Annotated in this window: 15 protein-coding genes; 12 read left to right on the top strand and 3 right to left on the bottom strand. The window is 59.2% G+C overall.

Features of this window, described 5'->3' with window-relative positions:
• The first annotated feature begins 141 nt into the window (after window positions 1-141).
• Together WGT02_RS29070 and WGT02_RS29065 are read left to right on the top strand one after the other, a co-directional pair.
• Entirely contained in the window at window positions 142-591 is a 450-nt protein-coding gene (locus WGT02_RS29070; RefSeq protein ID WP_208246577.1) for an Rrf2 family transcriptional regulator, read from the top strand.
• A complete protein-coding gene (locus WGT02_RS29065; protein ID WP_208246575.1) occupies window positions 588-1,469 on the top strand; it encodes an NAD(P)/FAD-dependent oxidoreductase in 882 nt (293 codons plus the stop codon). The genes WGT02_RS29070 and WGT02_RS29065 overlap by 4 nt, the downstream gene beginning before the upstream one ends.
• 21 nt (window positions 1,470-1,490) lie before the next feature.
• Here WGT02_RS29065 and WGT02_RS29060 read toward each other — a convergent pair whose 3' ends face one another.
• Window positions 1,491-2,879: a hypothetical protein gene (locus WGT02_RS29060; RefSeq protein ID WP_225040055.1), complete on the bottom strand. Its 1,389-nt coding sequence runs from the start codon at window positions 2,877-2,879 to the stop codon at window positions 1,491-1,493.
• A gap of 215 nt (window positions 2,880-3,094) precedes the next feature.
• On the opposite strand from WGT02_RS29060, the gene WGT02_RS29055 reads away from it, so the two are divergent.
• Window positions 3,095-3,835, top strand: a complete 741-nt coding sequence (locus tag WGT02_RS29055) for a histidine phosphatase family protein (RefSeq protein ID WP_208246570.1) — start codon at window positions 3,095-3,097, stop codon at window positions 3,833-3,835.
• A gap of 33 nt (window positions 3,836-3,868) precedes the next feature.
• Here WGT02_RS29055 and WGT02_RS29050 read toward each other — a convergent pair whose 3' ends face one another.
• On the bottom strand, window positions 3,869-4,204 hold the full coding sequence (locus WGT02_RS29050) for a hypothetical protein (RefSeq protein WP_024314603.1): 336 nt from the start codon (window positions 4,202-4,204) through the stop codon (window positions 3,869-3,871).
• Between the two features lie 330 nt (window positions 4,205-4,534).
• Here WGT02_RS29050 and WGT02_RS29045 point away from each other — a divergent pair, with 330 nt between their 5' ends.
• On the top strand, window positions 4,535-5,248 hold the full coding sequence (locus tag WGT02_RS29045) for a DUF899 family protein (RefSeq protein WP_208246568.1): 714 nt from the start codon (window positions 4,535-4,537) through the stop codon (window positions 5,246-5,248).
• 26 nt (window positions 5,249-5,274) lie between these two features.
• On the opposite strand, the gene WGT02_RS29040 is transcribed toward WGT02_RS29045, so the two are convergent.
• Window positions 5,275-6,165 (bottom strand): AraC family transcriptional regulator, encoded by an 891-nt coding sequence (locus WGT02_RS29040; protein ID WP_208246566.1) that lies wholly within the window; start codon window positions 6,163-6,165, stop codon window positions 5,275-5,277.
• Window positions 6,166-6,367: 202 nt separating this feature from the next.
• Between WGT02_RS29040 and WGT02_RS29035 the strand changes: the two genes are divergently transcribed.
• The 8 genes from WGT02_RS29035 (at window position 6,368) to WGT02_RS29000 (ending at window position 18,086) form a co-directional block, all read left to right on the top strand.
• Window positions 6,368-7,834 (top strand): alpha-glucosidase/alpha-galactosidase, encoded by a 1,467-nt coding sequence (locus WGT02_RS29035; protein ID WP_208246564.1) that lies wholly within the window; start codon window positions 6,368-6,370, stop codon window positions 7,832-7,834.
• Window positions 7,835-7,957: 123 nt separating this feature from the next.
• Window positions 7,958-10,045, top strand: coding sequence for an ABC transporter substrate-binding protein (locus WGT02_RS29030; protein WP_208246562.1), 2,088 nt, complete (start codon window positions 7,958-7,960; stop codon window positions 10,043-10,045).
• A gap of 111 nt (window positions 10,046-10,156) precedes the next feature.
• Window positions 10,157-11,164, top strand: a complete 1,008-nt coding sequence (locus WGT02_RS29025) for an ABC transporter permease (protein WP_208246560.1) — start codon at window positions 10,157-10,159, stop codon at window positions 11,162-11,164.
• 1 nt (window position 11,165) lies between these two features.
• On the top strand, window positions 11,166-12,299 hold the full coding sequence (locus WGT02_RS29020) for an ABC transporter permease (protein ID WP_208246558.1): 1,134 nt from the start codon (window positions 11,166-11,168) through the stop codon (window positions 12,297-12,299).
• A gap of 10 nt (window positions 12,300-12,309) precedes the next feature.
• Complete coding sequence (locus WGT02_RS29015) at window positions 12,310-13,977, top strand: ABC transporter ATP-binding protein (RefSeq protein ID WP_208246556.1); 1,668 nt, start codon at window positions 12,310-12,312, stop codon at window positions 13,975-13,977.
• A 21-nt stretch (window positions 13,978-13,998) separates the two neighbouring features.
• The gene (locus WGT02_RS29010) at window positions 13,999-15,369 is read left to right on the top strand and encodes an alpha-glucosidase/alpha-galactosidase (protein ID WP_208246554.1); all 1,371 of its coding nucleotides are present in this window, start codon (window positions 13,999-14,001) and stop codon (window positions 15,367-15,369) included.
• A 172-nt stretch (window positions 15,370-15,541) separates the two neighbouring features.
• The gene (locus tag WGT02_RS29005) at window positions 15,542-16,468 is read left to right on the top strand and encodes a transcriptional regulator (protein WP_024314612.1); all 927 of its coding nucleotides are present in this window, start codon (window positions 15,542-15,544) and stop codon (window positions 16,466-16,468) included.
• Between the two features lie 106 nt (window positions 16,469-16,574).
• Entirely contained in the window at window positions 16,575-18,086 is a 1,512-nt protein-coding gene (locus tag WGT02_RS29000; RefSeq protein WP_208246552.1) for an alpha-N-arabinofuranosidase, read from the top strand.
• Window positions 18,087-18,111 lie beyond the last annotated feature (25 nt).

Raw genomic sequence — 18,111 nt, 5'->3', positions numbered from 1 at the left:
AAACCGTTGGAGCGAACTCAAAATTGGATAGAACTTGGGGGCAAGGTCATAGTCCCTGACAAACGAGCGATTTCCATTAAGCGGGCTCACCATCTAGCGTTCCGCTTGCCTCGCGCTCTAATTCGTAATAATTGAAGTTACATGAAACGCGATAGCCGACTCTCCTCAGTCCTTCACGCGCTGCTCCACATGACAGAGCATGGTGGCACCATGACGTCAGAAGCCCTCGCGCTCTGCATGAACACCAATCCCGTTGTCGTGCGACGGACGATGGCGCTCTTGCGCGAGGCCGGGATCGTGGCTTCGGCGCGCGGACATTCCGGCGGCTGGAGCATCACGAAAGACCTGGGCGCCGTCACCCTTTTCCAGTTGCACGAGGTGTTGGGGGAACCCGCGATCTTCGCCATTGGCAATCGAAACGAAATGCCGGAGTGCCTCGTCGAGCAGTCGGTCAACGCTGCGCTGGACCAGGCCTTCGCCGAGGCTGAAGCGCTCCTGCTGGAACGTTTCGCCAGCGTCACCATTGCCGACCTCGCCACTGACTTCGCCCGTCGGCACACGCAGGTTCGCGCAGAAAGGAATGCGCCATGAAATATGACGTCATCATTGTCGGCGGCAGCTATGCTGGGATGGCTGCCGCGCTCCAGCTCATCCGTGCCCGCCGCTCCGTCCTCGTGATCGACGCCGGCCTGAGGCGCAACCGATCTGCCAGCCATTCGCACGGCTTTCTTGGGCAGGATGGTGCGGACCCGGCCGAAATCGCTGCGACGGCGAGGGCCCAATTGCACGCCTATCCGACACTGACGTGGATCGACGAAACCGCGCAGGCCGTAGCCGGCGTCAAGGACGCATTCGTCGTCACCACCGCGGACGGTCGTCGACATGAAGGACGACGACTTTTGTTCGCCGTCGGCGTGACAGACACACTGCCTGAAATCGAAGGAATGACTGAACGTTGGGGCAAGAGCATCTTTCATTGCCCCTACTGCCATGGCTACGAATTGAGCCAGGGCACGATCGGGGTGATTGCAGCAGGGCCGATGTCGATTCACCAGGCGCAACTGATCCCGGAATGGGGTGCCGTTACCTTCCTCACCAATGCTGCAGTGGCACTCGATGCCGACAGCCGCGCTGATCTCACTGCACGAGGAGTGACGACGGAGGCGACGCCAATCGCACGCATCGAGGGACATGCCGACGTCGTTCTCGTCGATGGGCGCACGCTGTCCTTCGCCGGTCTTTTCACTGTTTCGCGCAACGCCCCCGCCACACCGATCGCGGGCCTTCTGGGCTGCGAGCTGGAAGAGACGCCGTTCGGCAGCCAGATCCGCACCGACGACACCAAGGAAACGACAGCACCCGGTGCCTTTGCTTGCGGCGACGCTGCGCGCGTGCCGCATTCGGTTTCGCTGGCTGTGGCCGATGGAGCGTGGGCAGGCGCACAGTTGCATCGATCACTGGTCTTTTAGCACCAGGTGCCCTGCTGCGGGCTAATTCACCACCTCTATGATCCTAGCGCCGGCAAACCGCTTCTTCTCGATACTCGTATATTCGATCCTGACCAGCTTTCCCGCGAGCGGCTTTAGAGGCACATTCTTGCCGTCGGGTCCAATAGCATCCGCCAGAATCAGGTGGTGGCCGCGCAGAACAACGTCGCTTGCATCAACGATCTTGATTCTGTTGCGATCGTCGCCTTCGAGGCGCCCGATCACACAGCCGGCCACGGAGGAGCCACAGCTCAAAGGTTTGTCCCCCTTCTCGACCTTCTTCGCCATCTTGGTCTGATTTGTAGCGACCATCGATTTGGTCCGCAGGTCTGCCGTTGGCTTTGGTCCGTCGCATGGTCCGGTTGGGTGGAGCGTCTTCCCGATCGAATTGGTGCTGATCACCTTGTTGTCCTGAGAAATGTTTTCGCAGATTTTGCCCTGAGGCGCCCTTTGTGCCCGGATCAGCCCGACACCCACGTTGCGGAAGGTATTTCCGTAGACGTCATTGTTGATGCCGTCAGTCTCCTCATCGCCGCCGAGACGCACGCCTGCTCCGACCACGTCGTAGACCAGGTTGTAACGGAAGACGTTGCCGTTGCCGCGCGAGTCAAAGCCGCCAGAGTTGGGGTCTTTCTGTCCCGTGCAACTGTTCTTCTCGACGATGTTGCCGCTTGAGCCTTCCTTGATGTCGACGCATTCGTTGCCGGCGGTCGCGATGACATTGTCGTGGATACGATTCCCATCGGAGTGGTCGATCGCGCCGTCTGGCGCGCCACGCCCGCCCAACTGCTCCGGCGCGGTCCCTATATAAATACCCTCGCCATTCTTGCCGCCGTCATTAAAGGAGAAGTCGAAGCGGCCGCACGAACTTATTCTGGAATAAGCGATTTCATTCTGCCTCGCCTGATAGCGCAGGCGAACACACTCGCCGCCCGCGTTGCGGATATTCATCCCCAGCACTCGAAGGCCGGTCAACGCCTTTCCCGGCGTGTTTCCGATCACGTAGAGCAGTTTGTCCCGATAGCTCTTTTTGGTGTTCGCGCTCTCGAAATGGCCGTCGATGGTGAAATTCCGTAGCTCGATATAGCTGTGGTTGACTTCGACGATCCTTGCTTGACCACCGCCTTTGACGACAGATGCCAGCGATCCCTCGATCGTGATCGGATTTCCGAGTTCGCCATCGCGGACCGAGCGGAAATCCTGCATATAGGTTCCAGGCGCAAGCGCGATCGTGTCGCCCGGCCGTGCCAGACGGAGTGCTTGCTGGATTGTGAGCCCTTCATCTCGGCCCTCATTTTTCGGCGCAACGTTTATTGTTGCGCTGAAGGCCAGGCTGACAGTGCCGAGGAACCCGGCAAACCCCAGCATGGTCGCCATCAGACGACGAGACACGCATGCCTTCCAGATCAAGCAGGTCATGGGAATACCCCTGGTGGACGCAAGGTGCAATAAAAGCATGCCCTAATATTTGATTCAATTGCTGCATTTGACTTCGCCGGCTCCCTGATTTTCAAAACGCTCATGAGCTTCCGGCGCCAGGCACGTTGCAGCCAGGCCGCTCTCACTCCATGATGGTCCCCATCTGTTACCGGAAACCGCGGCGACCAATGCGTATCTTTCTCATCCGACATGGCGAATCGCTGGGCAATATCAATGAACAGGCATACCGGCAGTTCGGCGACCACAACGTTCCGTTGACCCTGTGGGGCTATCGACAGACGCTGGCGGCTGCTCGAGCGATCGCCGCTTATCTCTTCGAATTGCCACGCCCAGAGATCCAGCAACTTGACATCTGGTATTCGCCCTATCTGCGGACGCGGCAAAGCAAGGACGCATTGGTGGAGGTCCTGCCTCCTCACATGGTGGCGGCTGTCCGGGAAGACTATTTGTTGCGCGAGCAGGATTTCGGCCTCTTTACCGACATCTACGACCACGCCGAGCGCAAACAGAAATTTCCCGATGAGTTCGAGAAATGGGCAAGACTGCGCAGCAACAGTGGCAAATTCTATGCAAGGCCGCCAGATGGAGAGAGCAGGGCGGATGTGGCTCAGCGGCTTCGTTTGTTCCTACAAACCGTGACGCATGGCGATGGCAACAACGACCTCGTCATCGTCGGCCATGGCGTCACCAACAGAGCGTTCGAAATGAACTTTCTCCACCACGCCGTCGATTGGTTCGAGCGCTCCGACAATCCTGGAAATTCGGACGTGACATTGATCGAAGGAACGCGCCTCCAAGGCTATAGATCAATTCTCCTCCACAAGGCTGGCGATCGCAGGGCCGGGGAGGATGAGCTGCGCGATGCCTATGGGTCTGAACTCACATTCACATCGAAGGCCGAGACATAGCCAAACGCGCGTGCGGCACTTGCGAAATATCGGCTATTGCTGGACAGGCGCCAGACCGCATTCCATGACCTCCGGCTCGTCCTTGATGCTCGCCTTGATGCGAAGCGCCCAGTTCGGCCCCAGTTGGAAACCATGTGCCCGCAACATATCGACGACCTTTGGACAGTCGGCCGGACTGTCATACTGTCCGGCCAGAGAAACCTCGATGATCGTCTGGCCGGCATCGACGGAGCAATTGCCGTTCAAGCCAGTATTCTCGAGAAACGAACACACAGCCTGCGCGCGCTCAAAGCCCTTGCCATCGTCAGAAGCGACGGGTGATCCGGCCGCGACGACGGCTGCCTCGATCAGGGATATGAAGGATCTCATTGCTTCCTCCATGGAGGGAGGCTCGCAACACCGGTTGCCACGATGCCTTAAAGCCTCCCTCGTCCTTCCAGGAGATGAAGGATGAAGGGGACATAGGTCTGAAATCGGGTCAGGAAAGAGGGGTAGAAGTCTGAGGTGAACGATTATCCAAGTGGCTGCAACGGGCGATAGCGATGCCAGAAAATATGCGCCCGCAAGGTGCCGCAGTCGTATTTTTTTGGCCATCGTGTCGAATTTCCCGGTCGTCAAACGTTCCTCGTCTGAGTGGCGGACATCTTCACGCATGCCGCCGCAAGTCCGATCAACAACGCTTCAGAGGAGGATCCTGCGATGGACGCAAATAACCTTGTTTCTGCAAGGGAACTGGCCAGAAGAAACGGCCTCAGTTTTCCGAACGAAAGTCCCGAGTACCGACAGGCACGCGATGATCTGCTCGCCGAGGAAATCGAATTGCGCCGGCATATCGAGCGCGTTGCCAAGCAACGCCGGGCATTGCCGCTTGGTGGCCCGGTGACGAAGGACTACCGCTTTCAGGGGCCGGACGGCCAGATGACGTTGAAAGACCTGTTTGCGGACAAGCCGACACTGGTGATCTACAATTACATGTACGGGCCACAGCGTGAGCGACCATGCCCGATGTGCACCTCAATGCTGTCGGCACTTGACGGTGAGATCCCTGATATTCGCCAGCAGGTCGCCTTCGCCGTCGTTGCGCGCTCGCCGATCGAGCGGCTATTGGCTTTCAAGAAGGAGCGCGGCTGGCATCATTTGCCGCTCTACTGCGATACGACCGACGAGTTTAGCCGCGACTACCATGCCATCGGCGCTGATGGCAGTGATGATGCCGCCTACAACGTCTTCACGATCCGGGATGGTCGTATCCATCACTTCTGGAACCCGGAAATGGGGCCCGCAACCGCCGATCCCGGCCAGGATCCACGCGGCGCGCCGGACTTCATGCCGCTCTGGACCGTGCTCGACACGACGCCTGAAGGGCGACCGCCGACCTGGTACCCAAGCCTCACCTACAACACCACGCGGTAGGGTATGGCCGGCCTTGGACGCGAGCGTCAGCGTTGCCTGCCGACGCTCGCATACATGCCTGTGGTGCGGAATTCGGTCGGATTCGTGCCGTAGACGCGCCGGAACACCTTCGAGAAATAGTTGGCGTCCGCAAAGCCGGAGCGGATAGCCACCTCCTTGACGGGCATGTTGTCCGTCTTGGTCAGAAGCTTCACGGCGCGTTTGAGCCGCTTTTCCAACACGAACTCTGCCGGCGGCAGCCCTTCATTGGCGGCAAACATCCGCGAAAAATGCGCTCGGCTGAGACCGGCGATCTTCGCCAGATCCTCCACCGGCAGCGGGTGTTCAAGATTGCTCATGATGTAATCGATCACATGCTGCATCGTCCGGTACTCCTCGCTGAAGACCGGATGAGACCCAAAGACATCGTCATAAAGCGCCATGGCCGCTTCGTAGGCGATTGCCGAGGCAAGTCCCGGCGACTCGGCGCCGTTGATCAGTCGCAGGCTGCAATCGGCCAGATGCGCGATCGTCCTTGGCTGCAGCTTCAGGACCGGACCAGTCACCGAAAGGATCGACCGGTGGATGCGCAGTGCTTCCTCGCCATTCATCGAGATCCAAAAGAATTCCCAGCGCTCGCCATCCTCGAGCCAGTAGCGGTGATTGTGCGGTACCAGAACCAGCAGCGTCTCGCCCTCCTTCACCCGAAGCTGGCGATTCTCATATCGCAAATTCCCTGCACCGCTGATCGTATGCTGCAGGACGGTAAAGGGCGTTTGCCCGCGCTTGCGGCCATCCCAGTCATATGTCGCATTCTCGCGGATCTCGTAGCCAGTGCTGGTCGGCATAGTGTGCAGGCTCTGGCGGCCGCGCGGCAGCGAGACCGTCCGCATGACCGGGCCGTTGTCAATCAAATTCTGCAGCACAATATTACCCATCAAAGCATAATCCTTCTCTGGCGGCGTCGCCGAATTTGCGCATAATCCTGCCTCAAGAGAGAGAACACCGCCAGCACCGAGGAGCGGCGGGGAGGGGAATAGGCAGAGTTTTTGGCCTTTTTTGACGTCGTGCGCAAGCCCGCGTGCTATTCTTCTTCTCATCGTTCAGCGCCGGCAATTTGATCGCATTGAGGCAAGGATCATGAGTTTCAAAATCGCTATCATCGGCGCGGGCAGCGTCGGCTTCACGAAAAAACTGTTCACCGACATCCTCTGCGTTCCGGAGTTCAGGGATGTGGAATTCGCTCTTACGGACATGAGCGATCACAATCTTCAGATGATCAAGCAGATCCTCGACACCATCGTCTCCTCCAACAAGCTGCCGACCAAGGTGACGGCGACAACCAACCGTCGCGAAGCGTTGACGGGTGCGCGCTACATCATCAGCTGCGTGCGCGTTGGTGGTCTGGAAGCCTACGCGGACGACATCCGCATTCCGCTCAAGTATGGTATCGACCAGTGCGTCGGCGACACGATCTGCGCCGGCGGCATTCTCTACGGACAGCGCAACATTCCCGTCATCCTCGACTTCTGCAAGGACATCCGCGAGGTTGCCGAGCCGGGTGCCAAGTTCCTGAATTATGCCAACCCGATGGCGATGAACACCTGGGCCGCGATTGAGTATGGCAAGGTCGACACGGTCGGTCTTTGCCACGGCGTTCAGCATGGGGCCGAACAGATCGCCGAAGTGCTTGGCGCAAAGTCGCCTTCCGAACTCGACTATGTCTGCTCGGGCATCAACCACCAGACCTGGTTCGTCGATCTGCGCTTGAACGGCCGCAAGATCGGCAAGGACGAGCTCGTCGCAGCCTTCGAGGCGCATCCGGTCTTCTCGCAGCAGGAAAAGCTGCGCATCGACGTGCTGAAGCGCTTCGGGGTCTACTCGACAGAAAGCAACGGCCACCTGTCGGAATACCTGCCCTGGTATCGCAAGCGGCCGGATGAGATTACCAAGTGGATCGACATGTCCGACTGGATCCACGGCGAAACCGGCGGCTATCTGCGCCACTCCACCGAAACCCGCAACTGGTTCGAGACCGAGTTCCCGCAATTCCTGGAATCGGCATCCAAGCCGATCGATCCGGCCAAGCGTTCGAACGAGCATGCGAGCCATATCCTCGAGGCCCTGGAAACGGGGCGTGTCTACCGCGGCCACTTCAACCTCAAGAACAATGGGGTGATCACCAACCTGCCGTCGGATGCGATCATAGAATCGCCCGGCTTCGTCGATCGCTTCGGCATCAACATGGTCTCCGGCATCACCATTCCGGAAGCCTGCGCTGCCACCTGCATTGCGTCGATCAACGTGCAGCGCATGTCGGTACATGCAGCCATCAGCGGTGATATCGACCTCCTGAAGCTTGCCGTGCTGCATGACCCGCTGGTCGGGGCTGTCGCAACCCCAGAAGAGGTCTGGCAGATGGTCGACGAAATGGTCATCGCCCAGGCGCGCTGGTTGCCGCAATATGCTGATGCGGTTCCCGCCGCCAAGGAGCGGCTGGCGAAATCGACCGTCAAGACCCGCGAGTGGGCCGGGGCGGCTCGCCGCAACGTGCGCTCGATTGACGAGTTGCGTGCCGAAAAGGCGGCGCTCAAGCAGGCCGTCTGAGTTCCCCGGAGAACGGGTGGCGATGGGGCTCCGGGAGGGACCCCATCGCCGCAAGCCCGTCGCCGGGTCGTTTGAGGAGAACCGGGGCAGCCGCAAGCGCCTCGAAACAAAAAGGGAGAGACGATGAGAAATTACCGCAACCTTGGCATCCTTGCCGGACTGGCGCTGAGCGTCTCGGTCTCGGCTTTGAGCGCCTATGCTTCCGAGCCGACAGCACCGCCTGTTCCGCCGCAGTTCCCGGCGGAAGGCAAGATCAAATACGTCGCGAGAGATTCGATCGAAGAGTTCAAGGCGCTGCCTGAATATCACGAGCCAGACTGGGTGACGAAGAAATTTGTCGGTACCGGCAAGCTGCCGCCCGTCAAGGATCGCCTGCCCAAGGAACCTCTTGTCTTCAAGACGGGAAACATGGTGGATGGCCCCGGCGTCTACGGCGACACTCTTCGGCACGTCATCGGCGGCCGGCCAGAAGGCTGGAACTATGGTGCTGGCCAGACACAGGGCTGGGGCGGCATCGATATCGGCCTTTCCGAATGCCTGACGCGCACCGCACCACTCTTCCAGGTTCAGGCAAAGGACACCGAGCCGCTTCCGAACCTCGCCAAGAGCTGGGATTGGTCCGAGGACGGCCACAAGCTGACCATGCACCTGATCGAAGGCGCGAAATGGTCGGATGGCGTGCCCTTCAACGCTGACGACATTATGTTCTATTGGGACGATGAGGTCATCGACCCGAATGTCTCGCCGCTCGGCGGCGGCGCATCGCCGGAAGCCTTCGGTGTCGGAACGACGCTGAAGAAGATCGACGATTACACCGTCGAATGGACCTTCAAGGACGCCTTCCCGAAGCAATATCTCTATACGATGTCCTACCCGAGCTTCTGCCCCGGTCCGGCGCATATCCTGAAGCCGCAGCATCCGAAGTACTCGAAAAACACCTACGACCAGTTCAAGAATGCCTTCCCTCCGGAATTCATGAACATACCCGTCATGGGTGCATGGGTGCCGGTCGAGTACCGCCCGGATGACATCATCGTGCTGCGCCGTAATCCCTATTACTGGAAGGTCGACGAGAAGGGCAACCAACTGCCTTACCTCAACGAGCTGCACTACAAGCTGTCGACCTGGGCCGACCGTGACGTGCAGGCAGTTGCCGGTTCCGGCGACTTTTCCAACCTGGAGCAGCCCGAAAACTTCGTGGCGTCGCTGAAGCGCGCTGCCGAAAAGACGGCACCGGCGCGTCTGGCCTTCGGACCGCGCCTGATCGGCTACAATATGCGCATGAACCTGTCTGCCAACGGCTGGGGCGATCCCGATGCCCGCGGTCAGGCGATCCGTGAACTGAACCGCAATGAAGACTTCCGCAAGGCGATCACCATGGGTCTCGACCGCAAGGCGATCGGTGACTCGCTCGTCAAGGGTCCGTTCACGGCGATTTATCCCGGTGGCCTGTCGTCGGGCACAAGCTTCTACGATCGCAAGTCCGTCGTCTACTATCCTTTCGACCTCAAGGGTGCCAAGGAACTGCTTGCCAAGGTTGGCTTGAAGGACACGGATGGTGACGGCTTCGTCAATTTCCCCGCCGGCACCGAAGGCGGCAAGAACGTTGAGATCGTCCTTCTCGTCAACAACCAGTATACGACCGACAAGAGCCTTGCCGAAGGCGTCGTCGGACAAATGGAAAAGCTTGGCTTGAAGGTCATCCTCAATGCTTTGGACGGTACAAAGCGTGACGATGCCCATTACAGCGGCCGCTTCGACTGGCTGATCCAGCGCAGCTCGCCGGAGCTTGCATCAGTGGTGCAAAATACCGAGCAGCTTGCGCCCGTGGGCCCACGTACGAGCTGGCAGCATCGCGCTGGCACCGACGGCAAGGTTGACCTGATGCCCTACGAAGAAAAGCTCGTGGACATCGTCACGAAGTTCCAGACGAGCCAGGACAACAACGAGCGTGTCGATCTTATGAAGCAGTACCAGAAGGTAGCGACCGAGAATGTCGATACGGTCGGGCTCACGGAATATCCAGGTGCGCTGATCATCAACAAGCGCTTCTCGAACGTGCCGGAAGGGACCCCGATCTTCATGTTCAATTGGGCCGAAGACTCCGTCATCCGCGAACGTCTGTGGGTGGCTGCCGACAAGCAGGGCAAGTACGAGCTGTTCCCCGAGCAGCTGCCTGGCAAGCCCGGTGACAAGGGCCCGGTCAACTAAGAGTTCCCTCCCAACCGAGGACTCCGGTCGCGCGTGAAGCGCGGCCGGGCAACGTCAACAAGCCGGCCGCACCGACAGGCGCGACTGGCGGCAAGGAGAGCGAACCGTCCGATGTTACGATTCCTGCTCGTGCGCATAGCCTCTGCGATACCCGTCCTCATCATTTTGAGCGTCGTGACCTTCGCGATCATCCAGGCGCCGCCCGGTGACTATGCCGACTACATCCGTTCGCAGCTGATCAATCAGAGTGGGGCCTCTTTTGCCCAGGCTGAGGAACAGGCTCAAGCCTATCGCGTCGAGCATGGCCTCGATCAGCCGATGGTCGTCCAGTATTTCAACTGGATCAAGGGTATCGTGACCAAAGGCGATTTCGGCTACAGCATGTTCTATAACAAACCGGTTGCCGATGTGGTCAGCGAACGCCTGCCGCGCACTCTGGCGCTTGCCCTGGTTTGCCACATCTTCGCATCCGTGCTTGGCATCGGTTTTGGTATCTGGGCGGCAACCCGACAATATTCCTGGATCGACACCCTGCTCTCGGGCGTCTCCTTCCTCGGCATGACGGTGCCGCGCTTCCTGATGGCGCTGATCATCGTCTACCTGCTCGTGTTCCAGTTCAACGTCTCGGAGATCGGCAGCTTCTTCTCGCCGCAGTATGGCGGAGCGCCCTGGTCCTGGGCGAAATTCGTCGATCTCGTCAGCCACGTGTGGCCAGTCGTCGCCATCGCCACCTTCGGCGGGCTCGCCTACAACATGCGCGTCATGCGCGGCAATCTGCTCGATACGCTGAATGCGCAATATGTTGAGACGGCCCGCGCCAAAGGTCTGTCCGGCGCCGCGGTCGTCATGCGTCATGCGGTGCCGAACGCGCTTCATCCACTCGTCATGTACCAGGGCGTCGTTCTTCCCTACATGCTGACCGGGGAAATCGAGACCGCGATCATCTTCTCGCTTCCAACCGTCGGACCGGCGATCGTCGGCTCCATGGCGATCGGCGACGTCTACGTGACGGCCACCTTCATGATGGTGCTCTCTGCCACACTGATCGTCGGCAACATCATCGCCGACATGCTGCTTGCCATGCTGGACCCACGCGTCCGCCAGTACGGAGGAGCCTGATATGCTCGCCTTCGATTCCGCTCCCCCGCCGCCGCATGAAGAAGCCGTCAACAATGCGCCGCACGGCAATGAGAGCTACCTGGCGCTCGTCTGGCGGCGGTTAAGACGCTCCTGGACGGGAGTGATGGGCCTCGTCCTCGTTGGCTTGTTGCTCATCATGGCGATCTTTGCCGATTTCTTTGCGCCCATGGACCCGAAGGCCACCGATGTTGGCTTTGCGCCGCCGCAGGTCATGAGCTTCCATGACAGGGACGGCAATCTCACCTATCCGCCGCGTGTCTATGCGCTTGGTGAATCCGAAGAGCTCGATCCCGTCACCTTCCAGCCAATCGTCGGCCCTGACTACGACAATCCGCGCCTCCTCGGCTTTTTCGTGAAGGGTGCGGAATACAGGCTCTTTGGTCTCATCCCGGCGAGCCGCCACTTCTTCGGTTCAGTGGACGGCCAGCCGGTGCACTTTCTCGGAACCGACAAGTTCGGCCGTGACGTCCTCTCACGCGCCATCATCGGTTCGCGCATTTCACTGACGATCGCGCTTACCGTCGTCTTCATCGTGACGATGATCGGCACGACGGTCGGCATGGTATCAGGCTATTTCGGCGGCACCTTCGACACCTGGGTTCAGCGCTTCGTCGAAGTGGTGCTCGCCTTCCCGCAGCTGCCTCTTTATCTCGCCCTGACCTCACTGATCCCGGTGACGGCGCCGACCAATGTCTTCCTCGGCTTCGTGATCATCGTCATGTCGGCGCTCGGCTGGGCACAGATGTCGCGCGAAGTGCGCGGCAAGACACTGGCGCTCGCCCGCATCGATTATGTGCGTGCCGCCATGGCGGTTGGCGCCACCGACCGGCGCATCATCTTCCAGCACATATTCCCGAACGTGATGAGCCACGTCATCGTCGCTGTCACGCTGCATATCCCGAGCGTCGTGCTGCTCGAGTCCTTCCTCGGCTTCCTTGGTTTTGCCGTGAAGCCGCCGCTGATCTCCTGGGGCCTGATGCTGCAGGACACCGCGAATTACTCGGTGATCGGTACCTATCCCTGGATCCTGGCGCCCGTCGGTTTCGTGCTGATCACCGTCTTTGCCTTCAATGCGCTGGGCGATGGTCTGCGCGACGCCGTCGATCCTTATTGAGGTGAAGAACATGGCCCTTGCACTCGTCAACTCCTTCGCCCCGCCCGTTCGCCTCGATCACGAGGGCCGCACTGAAAGCCCGATCATCGACGCCCGCAACATCGCCGTGAATTTCAAGGTCGAGCATGGCACGGTCGAGGCCGTGAAGGATATCTCCTTTCAGCTTTATCGTGGCGAAACGATTGCGATCGTCGGTGAATCCGGTTCGGGTAAATCCGTGACGGCCCGCACCGTCATGGGGCTGTTATCCAAGCGGGCGGTGGTCGCGCCGAAATCGACCGTCGAATATGACGGTGCCAATATCCTTCAGTTTTCCGAGCGCCAACGCCGCAAGCTACGCGGTGACCGTATCTCGATGATCTTTCAGGAACCGATGAGCTCGTTGAACCCGATCTACACGATCGGGAGCCAGATCGTCGAGGCAATCCGTGTTCATCGCAGGATGAGCAAGAAGCAGGCGCAAGCCCGCGCCTTGGAACTGCTGAAGCACGTTCAGATCCCGGATCCGGAGGCACGGCTCAACCAGTATCCGCATCAGCTTTCCGGCGGCCAGCGTCAGCGCGTGATGATCGCCATGGCACTTGCCAACGACCCCGATGTGCTGATCGCCGACGAACCGACCACGGCGCTCGACGTTACTGTGCAGGCACAGATCCTCAACCTCATCCGCAACCTCCAGCAAGAGCTGCGCATGGCGGTGATCCTGATCACCCACGACCTGACGGTGGTGCGGCAGTTCTCCGACTATGTCTACGTGATGCAGCATGGCGAGATGCGCGAACACAACACCACGGAAAAGCTCTTTGCCAATCCTCAGCATGCCTATACCAAGCACCTCCTCGGCTCCGAGCCTCGCGGTCAGGCCATTCCACTGCCGGAAGGATCGGATGTCATCCTGGAGGCCAGGGACGTGCGCGTCTCCTTCATGATGCGCCACGGCAGCTTCTTCAAACCACAGTTGAAGGAACTCGTTGCCGTCGATAGCCTGAACCTCACGCTTCGTCGCCATGAGACGCTGGGTCTGGTCGGCGAATCCGGTTCCGGCAAGACCACGTTCGGCCAGGCACTGCTCAGGCTGAACGATCCGGATGGTGGCGAAATCTTCTTCGACAAGCTGCCGATTCATGGCAAGTCGCGTTCGCAAATGCGACCGCTACGCTCGCGCATGCAGGTCGTCTTTCAGGATCCGTTCTCCTCGCTCAATCCGCGCATGACGATCGGGCAGATCATCGAAGAAGGGCTTGTCGTCAACAAGCTCGGTGCAACCAAGGCCGAACGGCTCGATCGCGTCCGCCAGGCGCTGATTGCGGCGGGCATGCCCGGCAATATCCTATCTCGCTTTCCGCACGAATTTTCCGGCGGCCAGCGTCAGCGAATCGCCATTGCCCGCGCCATCGCGCTCGAGCCGGAATTCATCCTGCTCGACGAGCCGACCTCGGCGCTCGATCTGTCGGTCCAGGCGCAGATCATCGAACTGCTGCGCAGGCTGCAGGACGAACGGGGTCTCAGCTACCTCTTCATTTCGCACGATCTCAAGGTCGTGCGTGCCCTCTGCCACCGGGTGATTGTCATGCAGAATGGCAAGATCATGGAAGAGGGACCCGTCAACGACGTTCTCACCAATCCCAAGACCGCCTACACGGAACGGCTCGTCAAAGCCGCTTTCGAGGTCGCCTGATTGCACATGCCGGAGGTTATAATGGCAAGAAATCCCAAGATCACATTCATCGGCGCTGGCTCCACTGTCTTCATGAAGAACATCATCGGCGACGTGCTGCAGCGCCAGGCGCTGTCGGGTGCGACGATCGCACTGATGGACATCAATCCGCAGCGGCTTGACGAAAGCGCCATCGTCGTCAACAAGCTGATCTCGACGCTTGGGGCAAAGGCGAAGGCCGAGACCTATTCGGACCAGCGCAAGGCGCTTGCCGGTGCCGACTTCGTGGTCGTCGCCTTCCAGATCGGCGGCTACGAACCCTGCACCGTTACCGATTTCGAGATCCCGAAGAACTACGGCCTGCGCCAGACGATCGCCGACACGCTCGGCGTCGGCGGCATCATGCGCGGCCTTCGCACCGTGCCGCATCTGTGGAAGATCTGCGAGGACATGCTTGCCGTCTGCCCTGAGGCGATCATGCTGCAATATGTCAATCCAATGGCGATCAACACATGGGCGATTGCGCAGAAGTATCCTGATATCAAGCAGGTCGGCCTTTGCCACTCGGTGCAGGGCACTGCGATGGAACTGGCGCACGACCTCGACATTCCCTACGAGGACATCCGTTACCGTTCCGCCGGCATCAACCACATGGCCTTCTACTTGAAGTTCGAACATCGCCAGCCGGATGGTTCCTACAAGGATCTTTATCCAGATCTGGTGCGCGCCTATCGCGACGGCCGCGCGCCGAAACCCGGCTGGAACCCGCGCTGCCCGAACAAGGTGCGCTACGAGATGTTGACGCGGCTTGGCTATTTCGTCACCGAGAGCTCGGAGCATTTTGCCGAGTACACGCCGTACTTCATCAAGGACGGGCGCGAGGATCTGATCGAGAAGTTCGGCATTCCGCTCGATGAATATCCAAAGCGCTGCATCGAACAGATCGAGCGCTGGAAGGGGCAGGCGGAAGCCTATCGTTCGGCCGACAAGATCGAGGTCAAGCAGTCGAAGGAATATGCCTCCTCGATCATCAACTCGGTCTGGACCGGCGAGCCCTCGGTGATCTATGGCAACGTCCGCAACAATGGCTGCATCACCTCGCTGCCCTACAACTGCGCCGCCGAAGTGCCGTGCCTGGTCGACGCGTCGGGCATCCAGCCAACCTTTATCGGCGACCTGCCGCCGCAGCTGACGGCGCTCATGCGCACCAACATCAACGTCCAGGAACTGACGGTCCAGGCGCTGATGACCGAGAACCGCGAGCATATCTACCACGCCGCAATGATGGACCCGCACACCGCAGCCGAACTCGACCTCGACCAGATCTGGTCCATGGTGGACGATCTGCTCGCCGCCCACGGCGACTGGTTGCCGGCATGGGCACGCACCGGCAAAAAGGTTCAGGCCGCCTGACCATCTCTCTCCCGGTCACGGCCCCAAGAGGTCCCGCGGCATCGTCGCGGGACTTTTGACGTCCGGGCGTCCCAGCGCTCAACGACCGTTGGTTCGCCGCGCAATTGATTAAATCAATATCTCTGATATAGAACGAGATTGTGCATTCTTAATCTTTGCCGATCGGAACCCCATGAGCCGCAATTTTCTTGTCGTCGACCCCGAAGAAGGTATGCCCATTCTCAAGGGCCTAGCCTCGCCGGCGCGGGTGGCGGTGCTGAAGCTTTTGCATGAGAAGGGGGCGCTTAACGTCAACGAAATCGCTGATATCCTTGATCTGCCGCAGTCCAGCGTCTCGACCAACGTGCAGATGCTGGAAGAGGCGGGGCTGATCCACACGGAAACCCTAAAGGCCCGCAAGGGCAATCAGAAGGTCTGCCGTAGCGTTTACGATGAAATCCTCGTCGTCTTCAAGAATGAAATCAAGGAAACCGAACCGGACGGGATCGAGGTGTCGATGCCGCTCGGGCTATATACGAGCTTCGAGGTGACGGCGCCTTGCGGGCTCTGTTCAGCCGATGGCATCATTGGGCTGCTCGATGTTCCCAATACCTTCCTTGATCCGGACCGCATGAAGACCGGGCTCATCTGGTTCACGCGGGGCTATGTCGAGTATCAGTTTCCCAACAATGCGCGACTGACGAATACCAGCATTCGTGAGATCGAATTCGTCATGGAGTTGAGCTCCGAAGTTCCTGGCACCAGTGCCGACTGGCCCTCCGACATCACGCTTTCGGTCAATGGTGCCGAGATTGGAACTTGGACATCTCCCGGCGATTTTGGCGACAAACGCGGGGTCTTCACCCCCGACTGGTGGAAGCTGAAGGGCTCACAATACGGCAAGCTGAAGAACTTTCGCATCAATGACGAGGGCGCTTTCGTTGACGGTTTGCGCATCTCCAACACGACGCTGAACGCTCTCAGACTATCGGAACATCATTCGATCCGGCTGCGCATCGGCGTCCACGACGACGCCAAACATCCGGGCGGCATCAACATCTTTGGCCGTGGCTTTGGCAACTACGATCAGGACATCGTGATGCGTCTCAAGACGCGGTGAACCTATTCGATTTTGTGCATTTTACGCTTGACCGCGCATCAGGCTTCCGCTTTATTCATCTTAAATTGTGATACAAATCACAAATAGCGATATAGTGGAGGATAGCATGAAGGCCGCGGTCACAGCGCACAGCAAATACACGATCTCTGACATCGATCCGCGCCTCTATGGTTCGTTCATCGAGCACCTCGGTCGCGCCGTCTACACCGGCATCTATGAACCCGACCACCCGACCGCCGACGAAAACGGCATGCGCAAGGACGTCATCGAGCTCGTTAAGGAGCTGAACGTCCCGATCGTACGTTATCCCGGCGGCAACTTCGTTTCTGCCTACAATTGGGAAGACGGCATCGGCCCGAAGGAGAGCCGCCCGACGCGCCTCGATCTTGCCTGGCATACCTGCGAAAGCAACAAGGTCGGCATCCATGAATTCGCCGATTGGTGCACCGCGGCCAACACCGAGATGATGCTTGCCGTCAACCTCGGCTCGCGTGGCCTCGATGAGGCGCGCAACTTCCTCGAATATGTCAATCATTCCGGCGGCAGCGAATGGAGCGACAAGCGCATCGCCAACGGCCGCGCCGAGCCTTGGGATGTCAAGCTATGGTGCCTCGGCAACGAGATGGACGGACCCTGGCAAATCGGCCACAAGACAGCCGACGAATATGGCCGGCTGGCGCATGAAACCGCCAAGGCCATGCGTGCCTTCGACAGCTCGCTCGAACTCGTCGTCTGCGGCTCGTCCAATGCTCATATGCCGACCTATCCGGAATGGGAAGCGACCGTCCTCGATCATACCTACAACGAGGTCGATTACATCTCGCTCCACATGTATTTCGAAAACCGCGCCAAGAACACGGCCAACTATCTCGCCCGCAGCATCGAACTCGACAATTACATCGGGACGGTCGCAGGTGTGATCGACTACATCAAGGCGAAGAAGCGCTCCTCCAAGAACGTCTACATCTCCTTCGATGAGTGGAATGTCTGGTATCACTCCAAGGAGCGCGACAAGGCGACACTCGCCGGTGCAAACGGCTGGCCGCATGCGCCGGCATTGCTGGAAGACGATTACAATTTCGAGGACGTTCTGCAGGTCGGCTGCATCCTCAATACCTTCATCAATCGTGCCGATGTCGTGAAGATCGCCTGCCTGGCGCAGCTCATCAACGTGATTGCGCCGATCATGACGGTTCCGGGTGGTCCGGCATGGCGCCAGACCATTTTCTATCCCTATTATTTCGCCTCCGTCTACGGACGCGGCACAGCGCTGAAGCTGATGGTCGACAGCCCGACCTACAGGGTCGACGACCTCGGTGACGTTCCCTACCTTGACGTCTCAGCCGTGCATGATGCCGACAAGAAGACGGTGACCTTCTTCATCGTCAACCGCCATGGCATCGAAACACTCGATCTCGACGTGAGCCTGCTCGAATTCGGCGCCTTGCGGGTCATCGACGATCAGGTCGTCTCTCATAGTGATCTTAACATCACCAACACCGCCGACGCGCCTGATAATGTGGTGGCGAAGGCGGTTACGGGGACGAGTGTCGTGGATGGCAAGCTCAGCGCGAGGATCGCGCCGCTCTCCTACCGGATGATCCGGCTTCGCGCCTAATTCAAACCCGTATTTCCGATACATA

This window comes from Rhizobium sp. T1470, from assembly GCF_042140505.1.
Taxonomy (GTDB): domain Bacteria; phylum Pseudomonadota; class Alphaproteobacteria; order Rhizobiales; family Rhizobiaceae; genus Rhizobium; species Rhizobium favelukesii.
Note: the sequence above shows the minus strand (reverse complement) of the source record. Positions and strands in the feature narration are given on the sequence as shown.

Coding starts and splice junctions, on each gene's coding strand:
- WGT02_RS29070 (WP_208246577.1), top strand. CDS start 142: ATGAAACGCGATAGCCGACTCTCCTCAGTCCTTCACGCGCTGCTCCAC.
- WGT02_RS29065 (WP_208246575.1), top strand. CDS start 588: ATGAAATATGACGTCATCATTGTCGGCGGCAGCTATGCTGGGATGGCT.
- WGT02_RS29055 (WP_208246570.1), top strand. CDS start 3,095: ATGCGTATCTTTCTCATCCGACATGGCGAATCGCTGGGCAATATCAAT.
- WGT02_RS29050 (WP_024314603.1), bottom strand. CDS start 4,204: ATGAGATCCTTCATATCCCTGATCGAGGCAGCCGTCGTCGCGGCCGGA.
- WGT02_RS29045 (WP_208246568.1), top strand. CDS start 4,535: ATGGACGCAAATAACCTTGTTTCTGCAAGGGAACTGGCCAGAAGAAAC.
- WGT02_RS29040 (WP_208246566.1), bottom strand. CDS start 6,165: ATGGGTAATATTGTGCTGCAGAATTTGATTGACAACGGCCCGGTCATG.
- WGT02_RS29035 (WP_208246564.1), top strand. CDS start 6,368: ATGAGTTTCAAAATCGCTATCATCGGCGCGGGCAGCGTCGGCTTCACG.
- WGT02_RS29030 (WP_208246562.1), top strand. CDS start 7,958: ATGAGAAATTACCGCAACCTTGGCATCCTTGCCGGACTGGCGCTGAGC.
- WGT02_RS29025 (WP_208246560.1), top strand. CDS start 10,157: ATGTTACGATTCCTGCTCGTGCGCATAGCCTCTGCGATACCCGTCCTC.
- WGT02_RS29020 (WP_208246558.1), top strand. CDS start 11,166: ATGCTCGCCTTCGATTCCGCTCCCCCGCCGCCGCATGAAGAAGCCGTC.
- WGT02_RS29015 (WP_208246556.1), top strand. CDS start 12,310: ATGGCCCTTGCACTCGTCAACTCCTTCGCCCCGCCCGTTCGCCTCGAT.
- WGT02_RS29010 (WP_208246554.1), top strand. CDS start 13,999: ATGGCAAGAAATCCCAAGATCACATTCATCGGCGCTGGCTCCACTGTC.
- WGT02_RS29005 (WP_024314612.1), top strand. CDS start 15,542: ATGAGCCGCAATTTTCTTGTCGTCGACCCCGAAGAAGGTATGCCCATT.
- WGT02_RS29000 (WP_208246552.1), top strand. CDS start 16,575: ATGAAGGCCGCGGTCACAGCGCACAGCAAATACACGATCTCTGACATC.